The organism is Acinetobacter bereziniae LMG 1003 = CIP 70.12, assembly GCF_000368925.1.
Lineage (GTDB): Bacteria > Pseudomonadota > Gammaproteobacteria > Pseudomonadales > Moraxellaceae > Acinetobacter > Acinetobacter bereziniae.
Map to the genome: position 1 here is coordinate 855,770 of NZ_KB849755.1, position 18,145 is coordinate 873,914.

Sequence of the window (18,145 nt, forward strand, 5' to 3'; positions counted from 1 at the left end):
AAGATCTAACAAGAGATAAAAATGGTCAGCCTCAAAAATATTTACTAATTTTAGATAATGCTTCTATTCACAAAGGTCGAAAAATTGAGGAATTGGCTCGCCAGTACAATGCTAGGCTGATGTATTTGCCTGCTTATAGTCCAGACCTCAATCCAATTGAAAAAGCTTGGTCTATACTAAAAAGAAAAGTCAGACATATTGTTAGCCAACAACAGAAAACTATTCTTGAGGCTTTAGATATTGGGTTTAATCAAATGTAGCATAGTTTATTTAACTAGCTATATAACCCAACTAGAGGCATTGTGGTATGATTTCTTTCACCTTTTGGTATAGATCAAGTGCTAATCGAAGGAAAGAATGTTCTTATCTATCAACGAACTTAAACACTCTTTATAAAGAAAATTTATGAAATTAAATATTAGTTTTGATTGGGCTGTTCTAACATCCATATTTACCTTTTTGCTTTATTGGTGTGGCTATTGTTACTACATTGGATATCTTGATTTCTATGGAGTAAATTTAGACTCTTTTGATATCCCTGTAATTAGTCTAATCATTCAAGGCTTTTTATCTGGTTATAAAGCATGGATTACCTTAATTTTTATATTTTTAATTATTTCTTATGTAACTTCAATTTCTCTTAAACAATGGCTATATTGGATTATAAAGACAATTGGACTAACATTTAATTTTTTTATAATTTTATACAACTTGACATTTTACTACCTTGTTAAATTTATAAAAAAACACTCTATGGTTTCTAAAACAATCAATTTTACTAAAAGAAAAACCCCACAAATAGCTAAAAATATACTTTTAACTATATTTTGTTTTTTAAAAAGAACCTTTTCTAAAATTCAGAATAAAAGCACTAAAATTGAAGAATCTAATCATAAAATTTTAACAAGACTAAACCTAACCACCCCACTGATTAAAAGAGAAATTTATGGTGAAAATGATGAAGCAACTATCAATCAAAACTTTAAATTCGACTTATCTTTTTTTATACACTATACAATTTCAATTTTTTTGTTGGTTGGCGCTATGAGCGTTTTGAATATTGGGCAACAAATTATTAATGAAGGGAAAAATAAAGCTGAACAACATTTTATTGAGAGTAAAAGAGCCATCAAAAATAGCAATTTTTCTAATAGCCCTTACCAATTAGTGACTATAAAAGGTAATAAAGGTAATGAAAGGTTATTTCTCACTGATATATGTTTAAAGTCTATGTGCCTAGTAACGGATGAAAATAAGGTTGTTCAAATTTATGATGTTAAAGATTTAAAAATAATAAATCATATAGCATCATCATCACATAATTAGAATTTGATGTTTAACCAATCTTCTCTTTATCCTTATAGTGAACAGTAGCCTTATCTACTGTTCTTAATCGAGCAACTTGGTATTTTATTTAAGTCAAAAATGTATTCTTTTGAAAGTACTTCAAACCGTCCCCTTCACATATTCAATAAACGGATATTTAACATGGAGTACCGCTAGTCCACAACGGACATCATATTTTGCATCCATCACTGTACGAGTGGGTGTTTGGAGTTCAGACCACGAACGATTATGGAAATACCGACTAATTAAGACATTCATCCAGTCTACTAGTGCTTCGCTGTCTGTGCCATTTAACACATCTAGAATTAAACGCTGTACTGCACGTGCTTCATCATTTGTGATTTCACAGCAAATATTTCGATCAATCTTTGGTTTTTCTTCAAAGTTTTCATCACACATGTAGTAAGCAATCAGCTTTTCTTTGTTTTGTTTGCTCATTCGTACTTTTGCTTTACTCATTGCTACGGCTATAGGATTACTTGAGCGATATCCTCCTTTCGCAGTATTCTGCCAAGCCCCAAATTGTCTTAACCAGCCTTGTAATTCATACTTTGACCAGTCAACTGTTTGCATAATATGTACGGCTGTATTCACTGCTTTCTCCAAGTTTTCAAAGTATTCTTAAGTCATGTTTTGTGATGTCGAAATGATTCATAGTCCAGCCACCCTAGACTTAAATTTTGGATTTTTATCAATGTTCAACAATTGATTTTGAAAATATTCCAAGTTTTCATTTGAAACATTTGAAAAGCGACTGTATTGCAATTCTGAAAAAAGAAAGGTTTCCCCTGTTTCACCATCACGGACCTTGGAAGCAATGACTTCAAGCATCCCTTTAAATTGAGATTTTTCTTTGTTGTAATACTCATCCCGATAAAGAAATAGGATTACATCTGCATCTTGTTCTATGGCACCAGATCCACGTAAATCGGACATGAGGGGCCTTTTATTTGGTCTCTTCTCAACATCACGACTTAATTGGCTGAGAGCAAATACTGGACAATCAAACTCCATTGCGATTTCCTTTAATCCTTTAGAAATCACTGTTAATCGCTCATGCTCTGCAATATTAGAATTTAAGTGCGGGGTGGAAATTTTTTGTAGATAGTCAATAAAGATCGCACCAAGAAAGCCATACTTAGCCTTAACTTTTCTTGCATGTCGTCGAATATCAACTAAGGTGACAACCCCATCTTTGATTTCAAATGGTGCCCGCTCAATGAGTTTCACAGCCTCTGTAAAACCTGTCCAATCATCTGGTTTCATATCGGAGTCTTGGATACGTTTGAGATCAATATTTCCAACTGCTGCAGCAATTCGTCTTGAGATCTTGCCTGTTTTCATCTCAATTGATTCAAACAAAATAGGCTTAACGAGGTTTGTTGCAATATGGGTAGAAATATTCTGAGCAAATGCGGTTTTACCCATACTTGGTCGAGCTGCAATAATGACTAAATCGCCTTTTTGGATTTCACCAATTTTGTTATCAAGTGCGATAAATCCTGTATTTACTCCACGTACAGCATAAGTTCCATCTAACTTCTCAGATTGAATCTTATTGATCTCATCAAACAGGTCTATCATCGAGTTAATTAACGGTTCTGGATCCTCATCGCTGTTACCAGTGCTGATATCGCTCAAAGCGCTGCTCGCTCTTGCAATTGCATCATCTGCCTCACCATTGCTTAAATCATTGGCGATTTTCTGAATACGATTACCAGCATCTCGTAACTGCCTACGAAGCGTTAAATCTTGAAGTTTTTTAAGGTAGGTATGTACGTTACTGCTCAGTGTAACTGGTGCATTTTGAAATAAGTCCAGAATATATTTTTCATTGACTCCCTGTTTTTCTGAACCTAACGTTTTGAGTGAGCTAATGACTGTAACCTCATCAATTGGATCACCCTTTTCGTGAAGCTTTTTCATTGCGCGAAATAAAACAACATGAGTCTGAACAGTAAATATTGACTCATTTGCTATAGAAATCAACTCACAGCATTCTTGGTAAGTGAACATTGAAATCAAGAAAGCCAACTCACAAGATGGATCTGACAATTGATCGTCAATCACTCCTGAAATATTAAATTGAGCCTTCAATGGACACCTCCTAGACCCTGCCCGTATTTCACAGGTATTGGTTTTATATCAGGGGGCCGTGTGATGCTCTCCCCCTCATGCTGTTGATCATCAGAGCTTTGCTGATACAGCCTAGGATCTCGCTTTACCCATTTCACAAAATTTGAATACATCTGATTTGACCTAATTGACCCATTCTCAAGTTTTGTTTGGTAGTAAGCGTTTATCTCAGGCAAGATTTGATTAATCAATTCAGAAGTCATGGGCATCAAACCAGATTGTTTTAACCAAGCATTGAGCTGCTTAACATCTGGTATCCAAACTTTTAAAACTTGCTCAAGAGTATTTTCTTGATTTTCATTTTTTTGATTTTTTTCGTGCGTGGGGTTTTCTCTCCCACAATCAGGATTCAGGATTCCACATTCAGGAATCAGGTTAAGGGAATCAGGAATCAGGGCGTTTCTTACTGGTATAAAAACAGTTTCATAACTGTTTTTATCCTGTTTGATAACATTGTTAGAACCGTGTACATCAGTTTCATAACTGTTATTTGTGTTTGAATTAGTTGCTTGCTCAGTTAGGTTTATAGGATTTTCACCATAAAAATCATTAAGTTGATCTTTGGTAAGCAAAATCGGCTTACCAGTTACAAGCTTGTTTTTTGGGTTGCGTTTGTAGACGGTATACATGCCATTTTGATCAGGAAGGTCACTATCTTTTTCCAATCCATGTGGTTTTTGATGTTTTGAAAAGTTTATTATCTGGATAACATCTGTTCCATTACAGTTATATAACGCTATAAAACCTAGTTTAGAAATGTTCAATAACTGTTCTGAAACGTTTATTTCATCCGCTGGGAAAAGTGACATTTTGATTTTTTTGGCACGATTCTCTAAACGCCCCTCACGATCTGCTAATGTCCAAAGACCAACAAACAAAAGTCGAGCCTCGAAAGGCAACTCAACAAGTAGATCATTTGAGAAAAACGAGGGTTTAATATTTCTTGATCTAGCCATTACAATCTACCTTTTGTCTCAATGACTTTTTTTACGGCGCTTTCAAAACGATTAATCAAAGCGTATTGCATTTTATTGAGTCGCAGATCCTCAACAGACTCTTCAGCGGACCAGCTAGATTTTTCAAAATCTTTCTGAACACCTAAAGCTTTTTCCAACTCGGTCATTGCTTGTTTGTATTTCACTAATGCATCAGAATAGTTATCTTCAAGTTGTTGCACTTTTGAAGATTGATAGTCTTCTCGATCATCAAAACTTGTAGATGGTCTATAGTTGTGGTTTAATTGATCTGTATTCATTGTTGATCTCCTGGATTAACAGTAACTAAAAGCCTGAACCACGAACTCAGGCTTTTTTTTCATCTACACATAAATGAATCTTTTGGTTTAATTCCGCCAGTACGGTGTGAAGTAATTGAATGACTTTTGACATATCAATTGCTTCCCCTCGAGTAATTCGACCGTCAGCCATCATTTCTTTAAAGAGCGCGCATACATCTCCACCGCCCATACCAATACTTAAAACTAGGTCTGTAAGTTCTGTATCTCTGCATTCAGGGATGTCAGGTAACTTTATTGCGACTTTTCCGTGTTCAGCACACAATGCTTGAAGGATTCGGTAATCACCCGTAATCGCCATCATGGCGGAGGCTTCCATAAGTGTCAGGTGATGTGTTTCAGTATTTGGGTTCACCTTGCTATTAAGTACCGCAACGCTACGGACACCCATTCGTGTAGCAAGTGCAGATGCCCCACCTTTAAACTGACGTACTGTGTGATAAGCAGCGTCCAATATGTTCATAATCGGTTCCTTTGAACGTGTTTATTAGGCGATAGCTTTATTACTATTTTGGTTATCAGTTTTACTTAAAGTGTATGAAGCAAAATGACGCATCAATTCAAGTTCAGAAACCTTTCCACCACTATTTTTAACCAATGCTTTACGCAGCGCTCTACGTGGTTCTTTATACCCATAAAGTAAATGTGTCTTTAGATAACCTACTGTTGTTCCTGAATCTTTTGCATACTTTTCAAGTTCAATGTTGGTTAACTCAAGGACAAATGCACGAAATTCCATAGATTGATCCTCATTAATCAATCTAAATATTATCTTTTTGGTAATGTAAATACAACCTTTTTTATTGTTTACCTTTTTGGTGATTTAAGTAAACTTAGATGAAAATTAAGAAATCACCTTTAAAGTGATTTTTTATTAAATAAAGTAGAGTTTTTATGGATAGTAAAAGTATTCGTTATCAAAATACTCGCATACTTGTAGATTCAGTTGGCGGTATTTCGAGTTTTGCCGAGAAAATAGGCAAAGGTCAGTCACAAACAAGTCAATTCGCTGGAACCAATCCAATTAAAGGTATTGGTAATAAAGTTGCTCGTGAAATTGAAGAAACTTTTGGAAAGCCTCATGGATGGTTAGATGTACTGCATCAAGCAGATAACAATTCACTTTCTAACAATTTGAATCAGTCATATACCGATGGGAATAATGACAATTTAAGAGATTTGATTAACTCTTTAAATCATCTAGACGCTAAAGGTAAGCTCACACCAGAATTAATAATGGCTCTTAAAACAATTGTGAATTTAGCAAATTAAAACTTTTAGATGAAAATTTAAAAACTGTGAACCCGACACAGATAAATAACTGAATGGGTGGAGAAGTTATGATTGAAGTTTCTTTAATAGAGTTTGAAGAAGGGGCTGAAAAACCTTTGTTCGCACATCAATTTGAAAACCATCCGAGAATAGGTGAGTGGATAATTTTAGCAAACGATAAGACTTACCAAGTTTTAATGATTGTGAATTATGAAAACCCTGAAGCTGGCACTGTTGTATATGTAAAGTATCTAGGCAATGTTTTAGATTGTATTGATCGTCTTGGCTCTGGAACCTACATTTAATACTATTAAACTCACTTGGCAGCTCATCTGGATCAGTGATAAGTAAAGCCACCAACCCCCTTCCAACCATTGGGCCATTTTGAGTAATTTCTAAAACCCTTCCATCTTTGGTTACGCCAATCATTCCAATCAACTCCATTCACCCCACCCTGTGTGGGTTTTCTTTTGTCTATTAAATCATAAAACACAAAAAAGGTAATTTTTATCTTGCAATTTATTACCAATTAGGTAATATTTATCTCACGGACAACAAAAAGCCCCGGAACTTTGGACGGCTACGGGGCTTTGCAAAACTACGAGATAAGTATGAACATTAAACCAAACCAATTCAACTTTACGACTGTAACACTATTTACAGCTTGCACGATAGCTAGTATGACACTCGCCTGTCACCCTGCTGCAACACCTGTTGTACCTAGTCATTACGCTACTGCACCAAACATCTATGGTGTACAACACCTCAATCTCACATCTAAGGATACTGGTAGCACCACAATCCGATTAGATGACACCATTTTAAGAGCAAACTTTCAATTTGAAACTCACCCTGACAGTTACGGCGTAGTGGGCTCAGAATTTACAACGGTCAATATTATCAATCTATATGACATTGAGATCAGTGACCTAAAAGGTAATAAATACCGTGATTTCACCAATTACGATGACCACCGCAACATTAATAATTTAATTGCAACATACATCGAAAAAAACAAACTTACAGAGGTATAAGAATATGAATACTATCCCTAAACTACAAACTCCAGTTTCAACAGATTTCAAAGGTATAAAGCTTTCTGCTGAAGATCAGCTTTCTTTTGATGCTTGGTCCACTCACATACGCTATTGCAGTTACTTTGTCTTATCTATAGAAGGTGATATTCATCCAATGGGTAGTTGGGATGCACCATTTTTCAGTATCGAAGAATTAAATGCATTTGCACGAAACATTCTTACTATTCACCCTGAACTGGAAGATCATCTTTCTTGAACTTTTGGAAATATTACTGTTCGTATTTTAGACAATACTCCACATAATGCACACTGGCAAATTTGGCAAGAAAAGCACCGTGAGCGTATTGCTAAACTAGAACAAATTAACAAAGAGCGTGCTGAGCGTCATGAAAAGCGTAAGGTAGAACTTCTAAAACGATGGGAATATGTAAAATCATCAATGAATGATTGTTATTATTTTTGTGTGTTTAGAAAAGGACATGAAGTTTATCCCTTTGGTTTGAATCAAACGCCTTACTTCACTTATGAAGAGGCTGAACAGGAATATCGTGTAAATCAACTTATACATAGAGGTGAAGAGTTTTATATCGGTTTTGGAGGGTTTGACATCGATTTCATTATGGATGGTGAATGTTCCTCTGAAGCTGAACAAAAATGGATTGATCAACACAAATTACGCATCCAAGCCTTAAAGTCAACGGTGGCGGCATGAATAATATTGTCCAATTCTCAAAGACAAAAACCTTCTCTTCAACAAAAGAATCTGTCCAGCCACTTCTAGATTTGAGCGACCCTCAATTAGTAGCAGATATGGGGAGAGCGGATAAATTGGTGACGTACGATATCAATGCGATGAGTATTGATGAACTTCGTGATCATGTCCGATGTTCGATCATACAGCTCTATAAAGATCGTATGCACCATAAACAGGAATGTAATACGTTCAAAAGTATCTATCGCTTATTTGGTGCATTCCTAGAACGGCGTTGCAAAGAAGAGCTTAAGGTCTACCGTGATTCAAATGGTAAGAATTTAGCTGCTGAAGGTAAGGCACTCGCTTTTGACGAAGCATTAAATACCTTACCAATTACGATCGGCACTACTTATGCGACAGAAATGCGATGAGATTTAAGTATTACTCAATCACCCGGATACCTTATGTGTTCGGGTATCAAATGAAATATATTTTTAAAAATGTTGCTTTGCATGAAAGCTATTGCCCTTTTAATGATGCAATGTGTAAAGAAGCAAACTGATAATTGTTGTAGGAATACTAGAGGAAAGTTAATGACTGCTATTACAAATGTTGGTGATTTTGTTGTTGCATTACCACCACGTGATATTTGGCTAACAGATGAACAAGCAGCAACTTTTCTGAGTTATTCACTTGTTCATTTTAAAAGCCATGTGATTTGTTTGGGTGACTTTCCAGCACCTAGGTACATCATGGCAAATTCGAAAGGTCGTAGATGGAATTTAGAATCTATTTCTAAATGGTTAAGAAATCGTCCAGAAACTACAAAAAAAGTAGTTGGTAGACCTCGCAAAATTTAGCGGGGTTGATACTTAAAAATCTGTGGATAAAAAATAAAATACGCCAATTTTACGCCAAATCACAACTAAGTTATTGATTTTATTGTAAGGTATGGTACGCCCAGCGGACACAGGAATTTAATTATACACTATTGATTTTATTTAATTATATTTTTATAATTTTAAATTATACCCCCAAATATACCCTCATAAATAAATGTGAGTCGGATTCTATTCCCTGATAAACCTATTTTATCACAATATCCATTTAGCACACATATTGATCGTATCAATATCACCTATCAAAACAAAGCGACTTATTTTGACGCGTCCCTGTTTATCCACATCTTTTTAAATTTGAATTCAATCTGTGACAATTCTATCATTATTTTGATTTCGTAACGATTTCAAAAGATGAAAGATAAAATTATTGCACTCATTGATATAAACAATTGCTATGTCTCATGCGAGCGTTTATTTCAGCCAAATCTAAACAACAAGCCTGTCATTGTACTCTCAAACAATGATGGCTGTGCCGTGGCTCGAAGTCAGGAAGCAAAAGACTTGGGAATCAAGATGGGTGTTCCCCTATTCCAAATTAAAGACATTGTTGAAAAGCATAATGTTGTTGTTCTATCGAGCAATTATGCTGTTTACGAAGAAATGTCTAATCGATTCACAAGAACAATCAAAACATTTGTGAGTGAGAAAGATGTTGAAGTGTACTCAATTGATGAAACCTTTGTTGAGCTGACAAGTTACAAGAATCAAGATTTAAACTTACTTGCTCAAAACATTAAAGACGCCCTTTTAAAGTGGCTTGGGTTACCTGTATGTATAGGCATTGGTCGCAGTAAAACAGAAGCTAAAATTGCTAACCACATCGCCAAGAAAAACAAATATTTTAATGGTATCTGTAATTTGCATGAGATGGACCCATGTTCAAAAGAAGAACTATTTCAGCATATAGATGTTAGCGAAGTTTGGGGAGTTGGACGAAAGCACAGTAAAAAGCTTCATTCACTCAATATTAAATCTGTTTTTGATCTCGCTATTGCAGATCCAGCGTTCATACAAAGTCAATTTTCTGTAGTCATGAAGCGCACAGTCTTGGAACTGCAAGGTACAGCATGCATTGAGCTTGAAGAAGTTGCACCCGATAAAAAACAGATAGTTTCGTCTCGTTCATTCGGGCAACGTGTAACTGATAAAGATGCACTTTCAGAAGCAATGAGCAGTTATATTCAGAATGCAGTTAAAAAATTAAGGCGGCAAAGTGGATTGACTGGCTGTGTCATAGCATTTGCACATTCAAACCCTTTTGATACGAAGAAACCTTTCTACAAAGCGAGTGTGAGTGTTTCATTTCCTGAGCCTACTGATAGCGCAGCGCAGATTATTAAGAGCGTATTGAGGCAGATAGATAAAGTATTTAAAGAAGGTGTCGAGTTCAAAAAGTGTGGGGTGATTTTGACTTGTATTGAGTCAAAATCGAGATATGTGCCTGATTTGCTTGCTGACTACGATGCGATTCAAAGGAATGAAAGCTTGCAGTCTGTGTTAGAGCAAGTTGACGAGAAGTTTGGTAAGAAGTTGGCGATTGGACCATGTTTGTTGAAGGATAGGACTTGGAGCATGAGCCGAGAAAAATTGACGCAGAATTATTTTAGTTGGGATGGGCTGTTGACTGTGGGTGATTAATTTTGCATTATTCAAAAACTTCATCATTTCCATAATATTATGAAAATTACATCGCCATATTTTTTAGCATTATTGGCTATAGTTTTGTATGCTGTAAGCATGCTTGTATATGGAACCTTATGCATATTCAAAAATGCAACCGCAAATGATATTTCTGCATTTGGTTCTATTCTTGGAGGTGTTGGTGCATTTTTTGGTGGATTTGTAGCTTTAATTATTTTTTATGGATGGAAGAGGCAACATAATAAATCTATTGTAGCAAATGAGGCAAAACTCGCTTTCAATAAAATTCATAATGAAAGAAGTATTATTCATGGGTTAAAGTTTAAATTAAATAATTTAAGTGATATTTACGAGAGCGATAGAGCTTATTATATTAGGGATTTTTTAACAGAAATAATTAAGTTACAAGAAGAACGAAATAAAAACCTTAGTTCATTAGATGAGTTTATATATCTTGTTGAAGGATCTAAACTTCATCGGCTAATTCTTGAGTACTCTTTGCATCTTGAAAGCTTTCAAAAAATTAAGATTAGGGATTTAGGAGTAAGTCAGACTGTATTCGATGATCTAAAAGATTTTCTAGAAAATGGAAAAAACCACAATAGAAATATTTTAGAGGAACTTAAAACATATATTTTTGCATAAAAACATTAGTTTAGAGCCTTATTTTTCACATCATTCAAAGCGCTACACTCATTGTATTTAGCAACAGTATCAATGATCCATAGCGTAATTTCTTTGCCCTGCCCTGACTCAAGTTTTAAGAGTTTAGGGCAAGGCACAATCAGATTAGCTGGAATCGTCGGTGATAAGTGAGTTGATGTTGCGCAAGCCATCAGCATCAATACAAAGGTTGTTATAAACAGGACGCTCAATGATCTTTTGCACTTCACGTGTAACTGTTTCGACTTTGACACGTTGCTCTGATTTAAGTTGTTCATAATCTGCGCTCACTTTGTTTATTTTGTTTTGCTTGTCTGTTAGGGCTTTCAGGTGTTCCTGTTCAATTGCTTGAATTTGTGCCACACATTTCGCTTGAGCTTTATTGAGTTGACTTACTTTGCTATTCAATAGACCAAGACAAACAATCAATAAAAAAGCGAGAAGTCCGATTAAGATTTCTCGCCATGCTTTTACAGCTAAATATAGGTAGGTCATTTTAAAAATAACTCCATTTCAGCTTTGCGACGTTTAACCAGTCCAGCCAACACACGACCACCAGCTTTGGTCCACTTTGGGAATTCAGCAGCAGCGCCTTTGTAGTCTTTGGCATTTAGCTTTTTAAGCAAAGTTGATTTGCTAAGATTACCTTCGCCCAAGTTGTAGGTGAACGAGGCTAAAGCGTCAAATTGGTTTTGATTAAGAGGCACTTTCACCAAGCGATTGATAGCGTTTTCAAATACAACTAAATCATTTCGAAGATATTGTTCTGCCTGAGATTCGGTGCATACATCGCCTTTTTTAACTCGCACACCATTCGGGTATTTGATTGTGCCAAAGCCAATGGTCCAAACGCCCACACCATCGTCATAAGCTTTCAATCGTAGCCCTTCAAAGCCTTTGATTAGGTTGATTCCTGAGTTACTTGTCTTCATTTGATTTCACCTTATCTTTAACAAATTTTTCAGCTTGAGATTCAACAAATTGACTACCTAAAGTTCCTAAAAACGCCCCTAAGCCAAGAATTGCAAGCATGTTTAAGTCAGATATCCAAATGAGTGCCCCACCTGCGCCAAGTGTTGTGAAGCCGTTCAAGATCGCTCGACCAAGAACAACTCGCAATGTTAGTTTTTCAGTGCTTACGAGTACTTTTGCCATAGCAATTACTACTCCCATTAGAATTAATTGAAGTGCCACTTTTTCATGCTCTTGCATGTAACCCCCTAATTTTTGTCAATAAAAAAGCACCCAACTGGGTGCCTGTATTTGGTTAATTTCATACTTCTATCTGAACAACAGTGCCCTGCGGTGCAGATCTTTTGATTTCATTATTTGAGATAAATACTCGATCACCCGTTTTGTATTCAACTGAACTGGTGCACATCACTAAGCCTGAATTATCAGATACTAAGACTTTGTAATTTGGGTGATTTGATGAGGTGATTACCCCTACAAATTCTGGTGTTTTTGGTATTAAATCCATTAATCGTTTTAGTGCATTACTCATTAACTGTGCGCTCCACATTAATTGATTGGCTCACAATAGAATATGTAAATGAAACACTTACAGCATCAACTATGCCCCACCACTCCCCATTAAATGCCAATATCTCACCTGGTACACACTCGCCAATTTCATGAGTAATTGGAAACTCGAAATCATGAGTTTCAAAATTGCCTGACTTAGCTAGCTTAGATTTACCGAATCCCCCCATACTTACAGCATTGAATAATGGATTACTTACAGGCTCCAATAAAATGTCACCTGCAGTATTGCGTCTACGGATTTGACCAACATTGCCGTTTCTAGGATTTGTTAAAGTGATTGCGTTAAAATCCAGCAACTCATCAAAACTATCACCATGTTGAATCACAATGCTTTCAGGTAAATTTCGATCATAGTCATCTAAATTTAAGGTATCCCAAAAAGTCTTTTTATAAAGTGGTCTGATAGAAAGTGTATTACTTCCCTTTTCACTATAAACAAAGCCACCCCCAGCTTCAGCGATAAGCTTAATCGCATCGATTGGCGCAAGATTCGTATAGCTCAAGCTTTCAGTTTCAACAATCCAGCCAAGCTCATCGATAAGCTGCCAATCCAATACAGTCTCACTACTCACTCGATCTAGTTCAGCTAGAACAAGTTGCACAGAAGTTCGTTCATTCTCTTGTAAGTAAGAGCGTACCGGTGAATATTTACTTTCAAGAAGTGCCGTTTGACTGCGCCCAGATAAGTTGTATGTGGTATCAGCAAATTTTTGAGATTTTGAATACTCTTCATACATCATCATGTGAACATTTCCATTCACATTAATTTTCAGAACATCTCCTTTTTCGAGTTTTGTCATTTCAGGCTCTGTGACAGTAAGACTGTATGACCAACACCATCGGCTACGATCTGTGCTGTAAGAGCCATTAAGCACCTTAATTTCTTCATTAGTGCGCGTATTAACAATCGATACGTCATTCACGATATACCACCAATTTTTATTAACTATTGAAGAGATACAATCATCAACACCAAAATTTAATATGAGATTGTGGGCATCAATTTCAGTACAAGCACAAACAAAATTAAAATCTGTATCACCCTCAAACTGCGGTTTTTCAGGTTCTGGCCAAGGTGTAATAGAGTGCTTTTTATAATGTACTGGTTTGGCTTTATCCCAAGCAAAGTTACATGTCGTAACCAGCTCCAAGCCCTTATCCCAATTGATTTGATATTTCCTTTCAAAGTGCTGTGCCACATTAAAACTATAAGTAAACTGCTTACGTTTACGAACTAGCTCAACCCAATCTATAGACCTTTGAACAAGTAATTTATTGGACTCCTCAAAAACCAAAGATTTCGTTATTTTAATTCGCTCATTGTCTTGCCATGCTATGCATGAATCTGATTTCAATCCTGTAGATTCTTCAAAGATCAATTTAATAGAATGGCTGAGACTCGATGCTTGATCATGCTTTATCTTTGATTCATGAATAATGCTTAAACCATGGTCATAAAAAAAGGCACTATTGAGCGCCTTAAGTATTGGTTTTGAAAACTTGAGTCCTTTATTACTCAAGATTTGCTTAGTGAGTTGATAACTTGCACTAAGTTCAGCAAAGACACCTAGATTGAAGTTAATATCAAATTGTGCATTTAAGTTTGGGATGAAACTTGTATTAAAGTCAGCTTCAATTGTGCAGAACTGATCAATTCTAGTGGCTTCAATTATTGCAAGAAAACGTGTTGAGACTTCACACACCAGATGACTAATCTGACCTTGAAGCACTTCAATTTCAGCACCAAACCCATTCTGTAGTTCAGCATCAAGAAGATTTAAAGTGAAGCTCTCAGCAAATATTTCTGAATTAAATGCTGTGTTGATCTCAGCAATTAATGACGCTTCCTGAATCTCGTCTAAACCGAAATTTAATACAAGATTATGAGCATCAATGCTCTGAAGTTCATCTTTAAAATTAAGGTTAGTTTGCAATGGATCAGGTGGCGTATAGTTTGGCACATCTACACCCCTTTATTTATTGAAGCGTTGGTTTTAAAACAATGGAATTGAGCATTAATGTTGATCCAGCCACTAAAGTTGGATTGTTTAAAGTGATATGAGTGCCCACTTCAAAATCCGCAACCACTTTGCCTGCAGCAGAAAATAATCGAGCAAAAATAGCTGTACCGTTTCTCAGTACGATTGCTGCATCAGTTTGCTGTAGCTCAATACTGTCTGCATTTAATTTCTTCAAACATGGCTTGGGCAATGTCATTGTAACAAGACGCTTTGATTCATCAGCTTCAATTGTTGTATTAGCAGGCTTATCACTACTATAAAAAACAAAGGTAGCATTTTCGCTACCTTGATCAATATAATTTGTCAGAGCTTGAAGTTGAGTTAGCCCAGCTTCAATTGATGGTATTACTGCACTCATTTCGCTTTCACTCCATCAGCAATTACAGCGTTATACTCTCGTTTGGGATCAAAAGCCGTTACAAAGCATTCAATTCCTACAGCTAAGTTTCTAAAAGCATATGAACCATCGGACTTGGATAAAGTGGTCCATAAAAGCTGTTTATTACTACGCTTAAATACACAGACTTCTACACCTGGATAAATCACATTTAGCTTTTTGGTGCTCCCTTTGATTTGTCCGAAACCTTGGTCTGAGTTCAATACGGTTATAATTCGCTTGCTAGGTTTATTGAGGATTTTATAGCCCTTAGATATTAACTTTTGATAGTCAGGATCATAATTTCCAAAGAAAACTCTCATTAATCTAATAGCCAAGTTTTATCTCCTCAATAGGTGAGACTACGTATAGTCGCTGTCCATTACTTGCTGCACAGAATCCATGCAAAACCAGTTCTGATTTTTGCTCCACATCCTTTTGAGTTGTTGGTAAAGTTGTAGGTGAAAATGCTGGATTATTTGAAGATGCATATCTGCAAAAATATAATCCACCAGTTATGTTTCCAATAAATTGTCCATTTGCTCTCAAATATACCAAAGGTAAATTTGCGGTGGTTGTATTAAACGTATCTATTGAATCGGGTAAAAATGAGGATGCTGAATTATTATACTTAGCCAATGTAGTGTCCAATCCATCAGATTGCTCTTGAAAAAGAACACGATAATTCCCTACATAGGCAGCACCAGTTGCGGCGACAATCTGACCATCATTTGATCCAGTTGTATCTATTGATCCATAGGCATCACCAATCAATACAGGATAATTTAAACTTTCGTAGCCAATATTAAAGAAAGGAAGTAAAGCATTGGTTCTAATTCCATATTCACCAATTTGCGACCAAGTAAACATCACTAGATGGTATTTACTACCTACAATATTACCCTTGCCAAAGAAGGGATATCCTTGGGTATAAGTGTAGTCATTTGCAGTGCTGGAGGCATTTCTTGAAAATTCCCAAGCAAATGTATTAGGTGTCGAAATCTCTCTAGATTCTGCTAAAGAATAACTATCTGTTATTTTACCAGTTGTGCTGTCAAACGACTTACCAACACAAGGGGAAATTCGGTTACGGTAATTTGAATTATTTTGAAAGCACAATCTCAAGTATAGGTCAGACTCATCCATAGATTTTAGCTTATATACTTGAATATTTGCTTGCTCATAAACTAGCTGCCAACCTAGAGGTGCAATATATGTTGTAAAGCCCCCTGAGATAGTTGCAGGCGCATTGTCTACCGTTAATGTTATAGTGTTGTTTGTCACACTATCAATCACATATTCGCCAGTTAAATTAACAGCATTTAACTTAAGCACGCGATTAGCGACATATCCATGATTCACCCCATAAGTTAAGGCAACTTGATTGCCTGTAACCACTACACTTGAGACAGTCTGTGTGTTGTACCCTTGAGTAAGTATTTTCTTAAAGCGATCTGGGAAAAGGTTTTTTGAACCCACACAAAAATCCAATCCTACATCTGAAAAGTCAAACATTTTGGTTTGCGTTTGCTTCATAGCCATTTTTATTACTCATAAAAAAGACCGCTTAAAGCGGTCATATTTGAACTAAGTTTAAATTATGCGATCAATGTCACCTCGTAACATAACTTGGAATTGATCTGTAAGCTCAGTTGGTTCTGATTGTTTGACTGTGCGTATTGCCCAGACTGGGTACATTGCTGAGATCGAGTTAAAGCGCAATACATTACTATTCGCCCAACCTGTACCCCACCCCTCTTTTTTAATCACAAAATATGGGACCAAAGTAATCGGATTGATTGGCGCAAAATCAGCATTTGTGCTTCCTGTACCCACTTCACCCGAATATTCACCCACACATTTGAAAGTTGTACCACTAACAAACACAATCGCCCAACGTTCTTGGATTGCACCTTTATTCGTCATTTGGATCGGATAAATCGCATCATTGTAATTTGCTGAAATCGCACCACCCGATGCCTCATCTGACCAAACATTATTCCACGTCTGCTGAACAAATTTTTGAGTGTAACGCGCCTGCATTTCATCAATAACCAAAGCCGATCCTACAATGGTATTTTCTGCATCATAGTTATGTGTAAGTTGCTTAGTGAATGTTAGTTGCCCATTGATCTGAACATCACGCAACAAACCCATATCTTGATAGCGATATTGAGCAATAAAAGGTGGTGTAAGCGCATTTACTGCAAAGTCACCAGATAATGTGAATTTGCCATAATCATAATCAACCACATATTGATCAAATGGAACTTTTACCCCTTTTGAGTCAATCAATTCACACCAGGAGATACGAATATCGGGTAGCTGATACGTTTTACCTGCCACATGATCTGGCATTGCATAATCTTTGTTCGCACTGACAACGCAAATCCCCCCAATTCTGAAAATTGGCACTCGTCCATCAAGCGGTAATCGAGTTGCTGATAATCCTAAAATCTCTGCATCTAAAGGGATGTAGGTGTAAGCTACAGCGTTATACCGAGCAGATGATGCATCAATCCACACGGGTACGTTTAAATACGTCTTTGTTGCTTCCTCATACTCAAGTAGTGGTTCATACCATGGTTTAGCTTCAATCTCAGGTCTATTCGCCACAGTGATTTCTGTTTTAGTATAAAAGTAGATCTCTACAAAGCCAGTATCATAATTAATCTTGCCGTGTGCCCGACTTGTTTCAATCACCCCATTTTCATCTGCTGTTAATGTCAACTGACCAAAATCTAAAGATGAAATTACAACAGTTAAAGATTGTGGTCGAATTGGAATGATTGGTGTTCTGAAACTAAGTTTATTTACAGGTGGCAGATCAGTTGTTGTCGTTAATGATTGAAGTACAACAGTGTTGTCGATGTTCGGCGTCCACGTATCGAGTTCAACAACACCATTGCCGTAATAAATTACTCCCGATGCAATACCACTATTTGTTGCAGGATCTACATTTCGATATAAAGTGCCTGTGCGATCAAGAAAAGTATCACTGCCTATTTTGAAACGTACTGAGCCATTCAAAATTTGCTCATCGTATCCAGATGACAGGTCGAACTTAACTTTTTCTGCAATGATATTTTGCGTTGAAGAATTCACACTTGATGTATCACGATAGCTCACTTGAATATTTGTAGCAGAGTAAGCCCTTAATTCAACTTCTTTGCCTTGAATACTAGAGGCTTGTGGTGAATAAAATGACATATTTCCT

Annotated in this window: 26 protein-coding genes; 11 read left to right on the forward strand and 15 right to left on the reverse strand. The window is 36.3% G+C overall.

The window, feature by feature from the left end; translation table 11 throughout:
• Both F938_RS05865 and F938_RS05870 read left to right on the forward strand, forming a co-directional pair.
• On the forward strand, nt 1-260 hold a 260-nt coding region (locus F938_RS05865), incomplete at its 5' end, for a transposase (protein WP_005030246.1).
• Nucleotides 261-405: 145 nt separating this feature from the next.
• Nucleotides 406-1,326, forward strand: coding sequence for a hypothetical protein (locus F938_RS05870; protein WP_005030248.1), 921 nt, complete (start codon nt 406-408; stop codon nt 1,324-1,326).
• Nucleotides 1,327-1,446: 120 nt separating this feature from the next.
• Here the strand turns inward: F938_RS05870 and F938_RS05875 are convergent, their stop codons facing one another.
• The 6 genes from F938_RS05875 to F938_RS05900 are packed head-to-tail and all read right to left on the reverse strand — an operon-like array spanning nt 1,447 to nt 5,516.
• Nucleotides 1,447-1,941: a hypothetical protein gene (locus tag F938_RS05875; RefSeq protein ID WP_005030250.1), complete on the reverse strand. Its 495-nt coding sequence runs from the start codon at nt 1,939-1,941 to the stop codon at nt 1,447-1,449.
• A gap of 57 nt (nt 1,942-1,998) precedes the next feature.
• Nucleotides 1,999-3,444 carry a replicative DNA helicase gene (locus tag F938_RS05880; RefSeq protein ID WP_005030252.1) on the reverse strand — a complete coding sequence of 482 codons (1,446 nt, stop codon included), beginning with the start codon at nt 3,442-3,444 and terminating at the stop codon, nt 1,999-2,001.
• A complete protein-coding gene (locus F938_RS05885; RefSeq protein WP_005030255.1) occupies nt 3,441-4,439 on the reverse strand; it encodes a hypothetical protein in 999 nt (332 codons plus the stop codon). The genes F938_RS05880 and F938_RS05885 overlap by 4 nt, the downstream gene beginning before the upstream one ends.
• Nucleotides 4,439-4,738, reverse strand: coding sequence for a hypothetical protein (locus F938_RS05890; RefSeq protein WP_005030258.1), 300 nt, complete (start codon nt 4,736-4,738; stop codon nt 4,439-4,441). Before F938_RS05890 ends, F938_RS05885 begins: the two co-directional genes overlap by 1 nt.
• A gap of 46 nt (nt 4,739-4,784) precedes the next feature.
• Nucleotides 4,785-5,240 (reverse strand): phage regulatory CII family protein, encoded by a 456-nt coding sequence (locus F938_RS05895; protein WP_005030260.1) that lies wholly within the window; start codon nt 5,238-5,240, stop codon nt 4,785-4,787.
• Nucleotides 5,241-5,264: 24 nt separating this feature from the next.
• Nucleotides 5,265-5,516, reverse strand: a complete 252-nt coding sequence (locus F938_RS05900; RefSeq protein ID WP_005030262.1) for a hypothetical protein — start codon at nt 5,514-5,516, stop codon at nt 5,265-5,267.
• A 155-nt stretch (nt 5,517-5,671) separates the two neighbouring features.
• Between F938_RS05900 and F938_RS05905 the strand changes: the two genes are divergently transcribed.
• The 9 genes from F938_RS05905 (at nt 5,672) to F938_RS05945 (ending at nt 10,968) form a co-directional block, all read left to right on the forward strand.
• Nucleotides 5,672-6,049: a hypothetical protein gene (locus F938_RS05905; RefSeq protein WP_005030264.1), complete on the forward strand. Its 378-nt coding sequence runs from the start codon at nt 5,672-5,674 to the stop codon at nt 6,047-6,049.
• A gap of 68 nt (nt 6,050-6,117) precedes the next feature.
• Nucleotides 6,118-6,354 (forward strand): hypothetical protein, encoded by a 237-nt coding sequence (locus tag F938_RS05910; RefSeq protein ID WP_005030266.1) that lies wholly within the window; start codon nt 6,118-6,120, stop codon nt 6,352-6,354.
• Between the two features lie 306 nt (nt 6,355-6,660).
• Nucleotides 6,661-7,083, forward strand: coding sequence for a hypothetical protein (locus tag F938_RS05915; protein WP_005030268.1), 423 nt, complete (start codon nt 6,661-6,663; stop codon nt 7,081-7,083).
• Nucleotides 7,084-7,087: 4 nt separating this feature from the next.
• Nucleotides 7,088-7,342 (forward strand): hypothetical protein, encoded by a 255-nt coding sequence (locus F938_RS05920; protein ID WP_005030270.1) that lies wholly within the window; start codon nt 7,088-7,090, stop codon nt 7,340-7,342.
• Between the two features lie 183 nt (nt 7,343-7,525).
• On the forward strand, nt 7,526-7,798 hold the full coding sequence (locus F938_RS05925; RefSeq protein WP_005030273.1) for a hypothetical protein: 273 nt from the start codon (nt 7,526-7,528) through the stop codon (nt 7,796-7,798).
• Entirely contained in the window at nt 7,795-8,211 is a 417-nt protein-coding gene (locus F938_RS05930) for a hypothetical protein (protein ID WP_005030275.1), read from the forward strand. The genes F938_RS05925 and F938_RS05930 overlap by 4 nt, the downstream gene beginning before the upstream one ends.
• Before the next feature lie 162 nt (nt 8,212-8,373).
• Nucleotides 8,374-8,640: a hypothetical protein gene (locus tag F938_RS05935; protein ID WP_005030278.1), complete on the forward strand. Its 267-nt coding sequence runs from the start codon at nt 8,374-8,376 to the stop codon at nt 8,638-8,640.
• Nucleotides 8,641-9,033: 393 nt separating this feature from the next.
• Nucleotides 9,034-10,320, forward strand: a complete 1,287-nt coding sequence (locus F938_RS05940; RefSeq protein WP_005030279.1) for a Y-family DNA polymerase — start codon at nt 9,034-9,036, stop codon at nt 10,318-10,320.
• A gap of 39 nt (nt 10,321-10,359) precedes the next feature.
• The gene (locus F938_RS05945; RefSeq protein WP_005030281.1) at nt 10,360-10,968 is read left to right on the forward strand and encodes a hypothetical protein; all 609 of its coding nucleotides are present in this window, start codon (nt 10,360-10,362) and stop codon (nt 10,966-10,968) included.
• A 144-nt stretch (nt 10,969-11,112) separates the two neighbouring features.
• Here the strand turns inward: F938_RS05945 and F938_RS05950 are convergent, their stop codons facing one another.
• The 9 genes from F938_RS05950 to F938_RS05990 form a co-directional block, all read right to left on the reverse strand.
• On the reverse strand, nt 11,113-11,481 hold the full coding sequence (locus F938_RS05950) for a hypothetical protein (RefSeq protein WP_005030283.1): 369 nt from the start codon (nt 11,479-11,481) through the stop codon (nt 11,113-11,115).
• Nucleotides 11,478-11,918 carry a lysozyme gene (locus F938_RS05955; protein ID WP_005030285.1) on the reverse strand — a complete coding sequence of 147 codons (441 nt, stop codon included), beginning with the start codon at nt 11,916-11,918 and terminating at the stop codon, nt 11,478-11,480. The genes F938_RS05950 and F938_RS05955 overlap by 4 nt, the downstream gene beginning before the upstream one ends.
• Nucleotides 11,905-12,198, reverse strand: coding sequence for a phage holin family protein (locus F938_RS05960; RefSeq protein ID WP_005030287.1), 294 nt, complete (start codon nt 12,196-12,198; stop codon nt 11,905-11,907). Before F938_RS05960 ends, F938_RS05955 begins: the two co-directional genes overlap by 14 nt.
• 61 nt (nt 12,199-12,259) lie before the next feature.
• Nucleotides 12,260-12,490 (reverse strand): hypothetical protein, encoded by a 231-nt coding sequence (locus tag F938_RS05965; RefSeq protein WP_005030288.1) that lies wholly within the window; start codon nt 12,488-12,490, stop codon nt 12,260-12,262.
• Nucleotides 12,483-14,492: a hypothetical protein gene (locus F938_RS05970; protein ID WP_005030291.1), complete on the reverse strand. Its 2,010-nt coding sequence runs from the start codon at nt 14,490-14,492 to the stop codon at nt 12,483-12,485. Before F938_RS05970 ends, F938_RS05965 begins: the two co-directional genes overlap by 8 nt.
• A 16-nt stretch (nt 14,493-14,508) precedes the next feature.
• The gene (locus tag F938_RS05975; protein ID WP_005030293.1) at nt 14,509-14,910 is read right to left on the reverse strand and encodes a hypothetical protein; all 402 of its coding nucleotides are present in this window, start codon (nt 14,908-14,910) and stop codon (nt 14,509-14,511) included.
• Nucleotides 14,907-15,266, reverse strand: a complete 360-nt coding sequence (locus F938_RS05980; RefSeq protein WP_005030296.1) for a hypothetical protein — start codon at nt 15,264-15,266, stop codon at nt 14,907-14,909. The genes F938_RS05975 and F938_RS05980 overlap by 4 nt, the downstream gene beginning before the upstream one ends.
• Nucleotides 15,256-16,470, reverse strand: a complete 1,215-nt coding sequence (locus tag F938_RS05985) for a hypothetical protein (RefSeq protein ID WP_005030297.1) — start codon at nt 16,468-16,470, stop codon at nt 15,256-15,258. The genes F938_RS05980 and F938_RS05985 overlap by 11 nt, the downstream gene beginning before the upstream one ends.
• Nucleotides 16,471-16,521: 51 nt before the next feature.
• Nucleotides 16,522-18,138 (reverse strand): hypothetical protein, encoded by a 1,617-nt coding sequence (locus F938_RS05990; RefSeq protein WP_005030300.1) that lies wholly within the window; start codon nt 18,136-18,138, stop codon nt 16,522-16,524.
• Nucleotides 18,139-18,145: the final 7 nt, after the last annotated feature.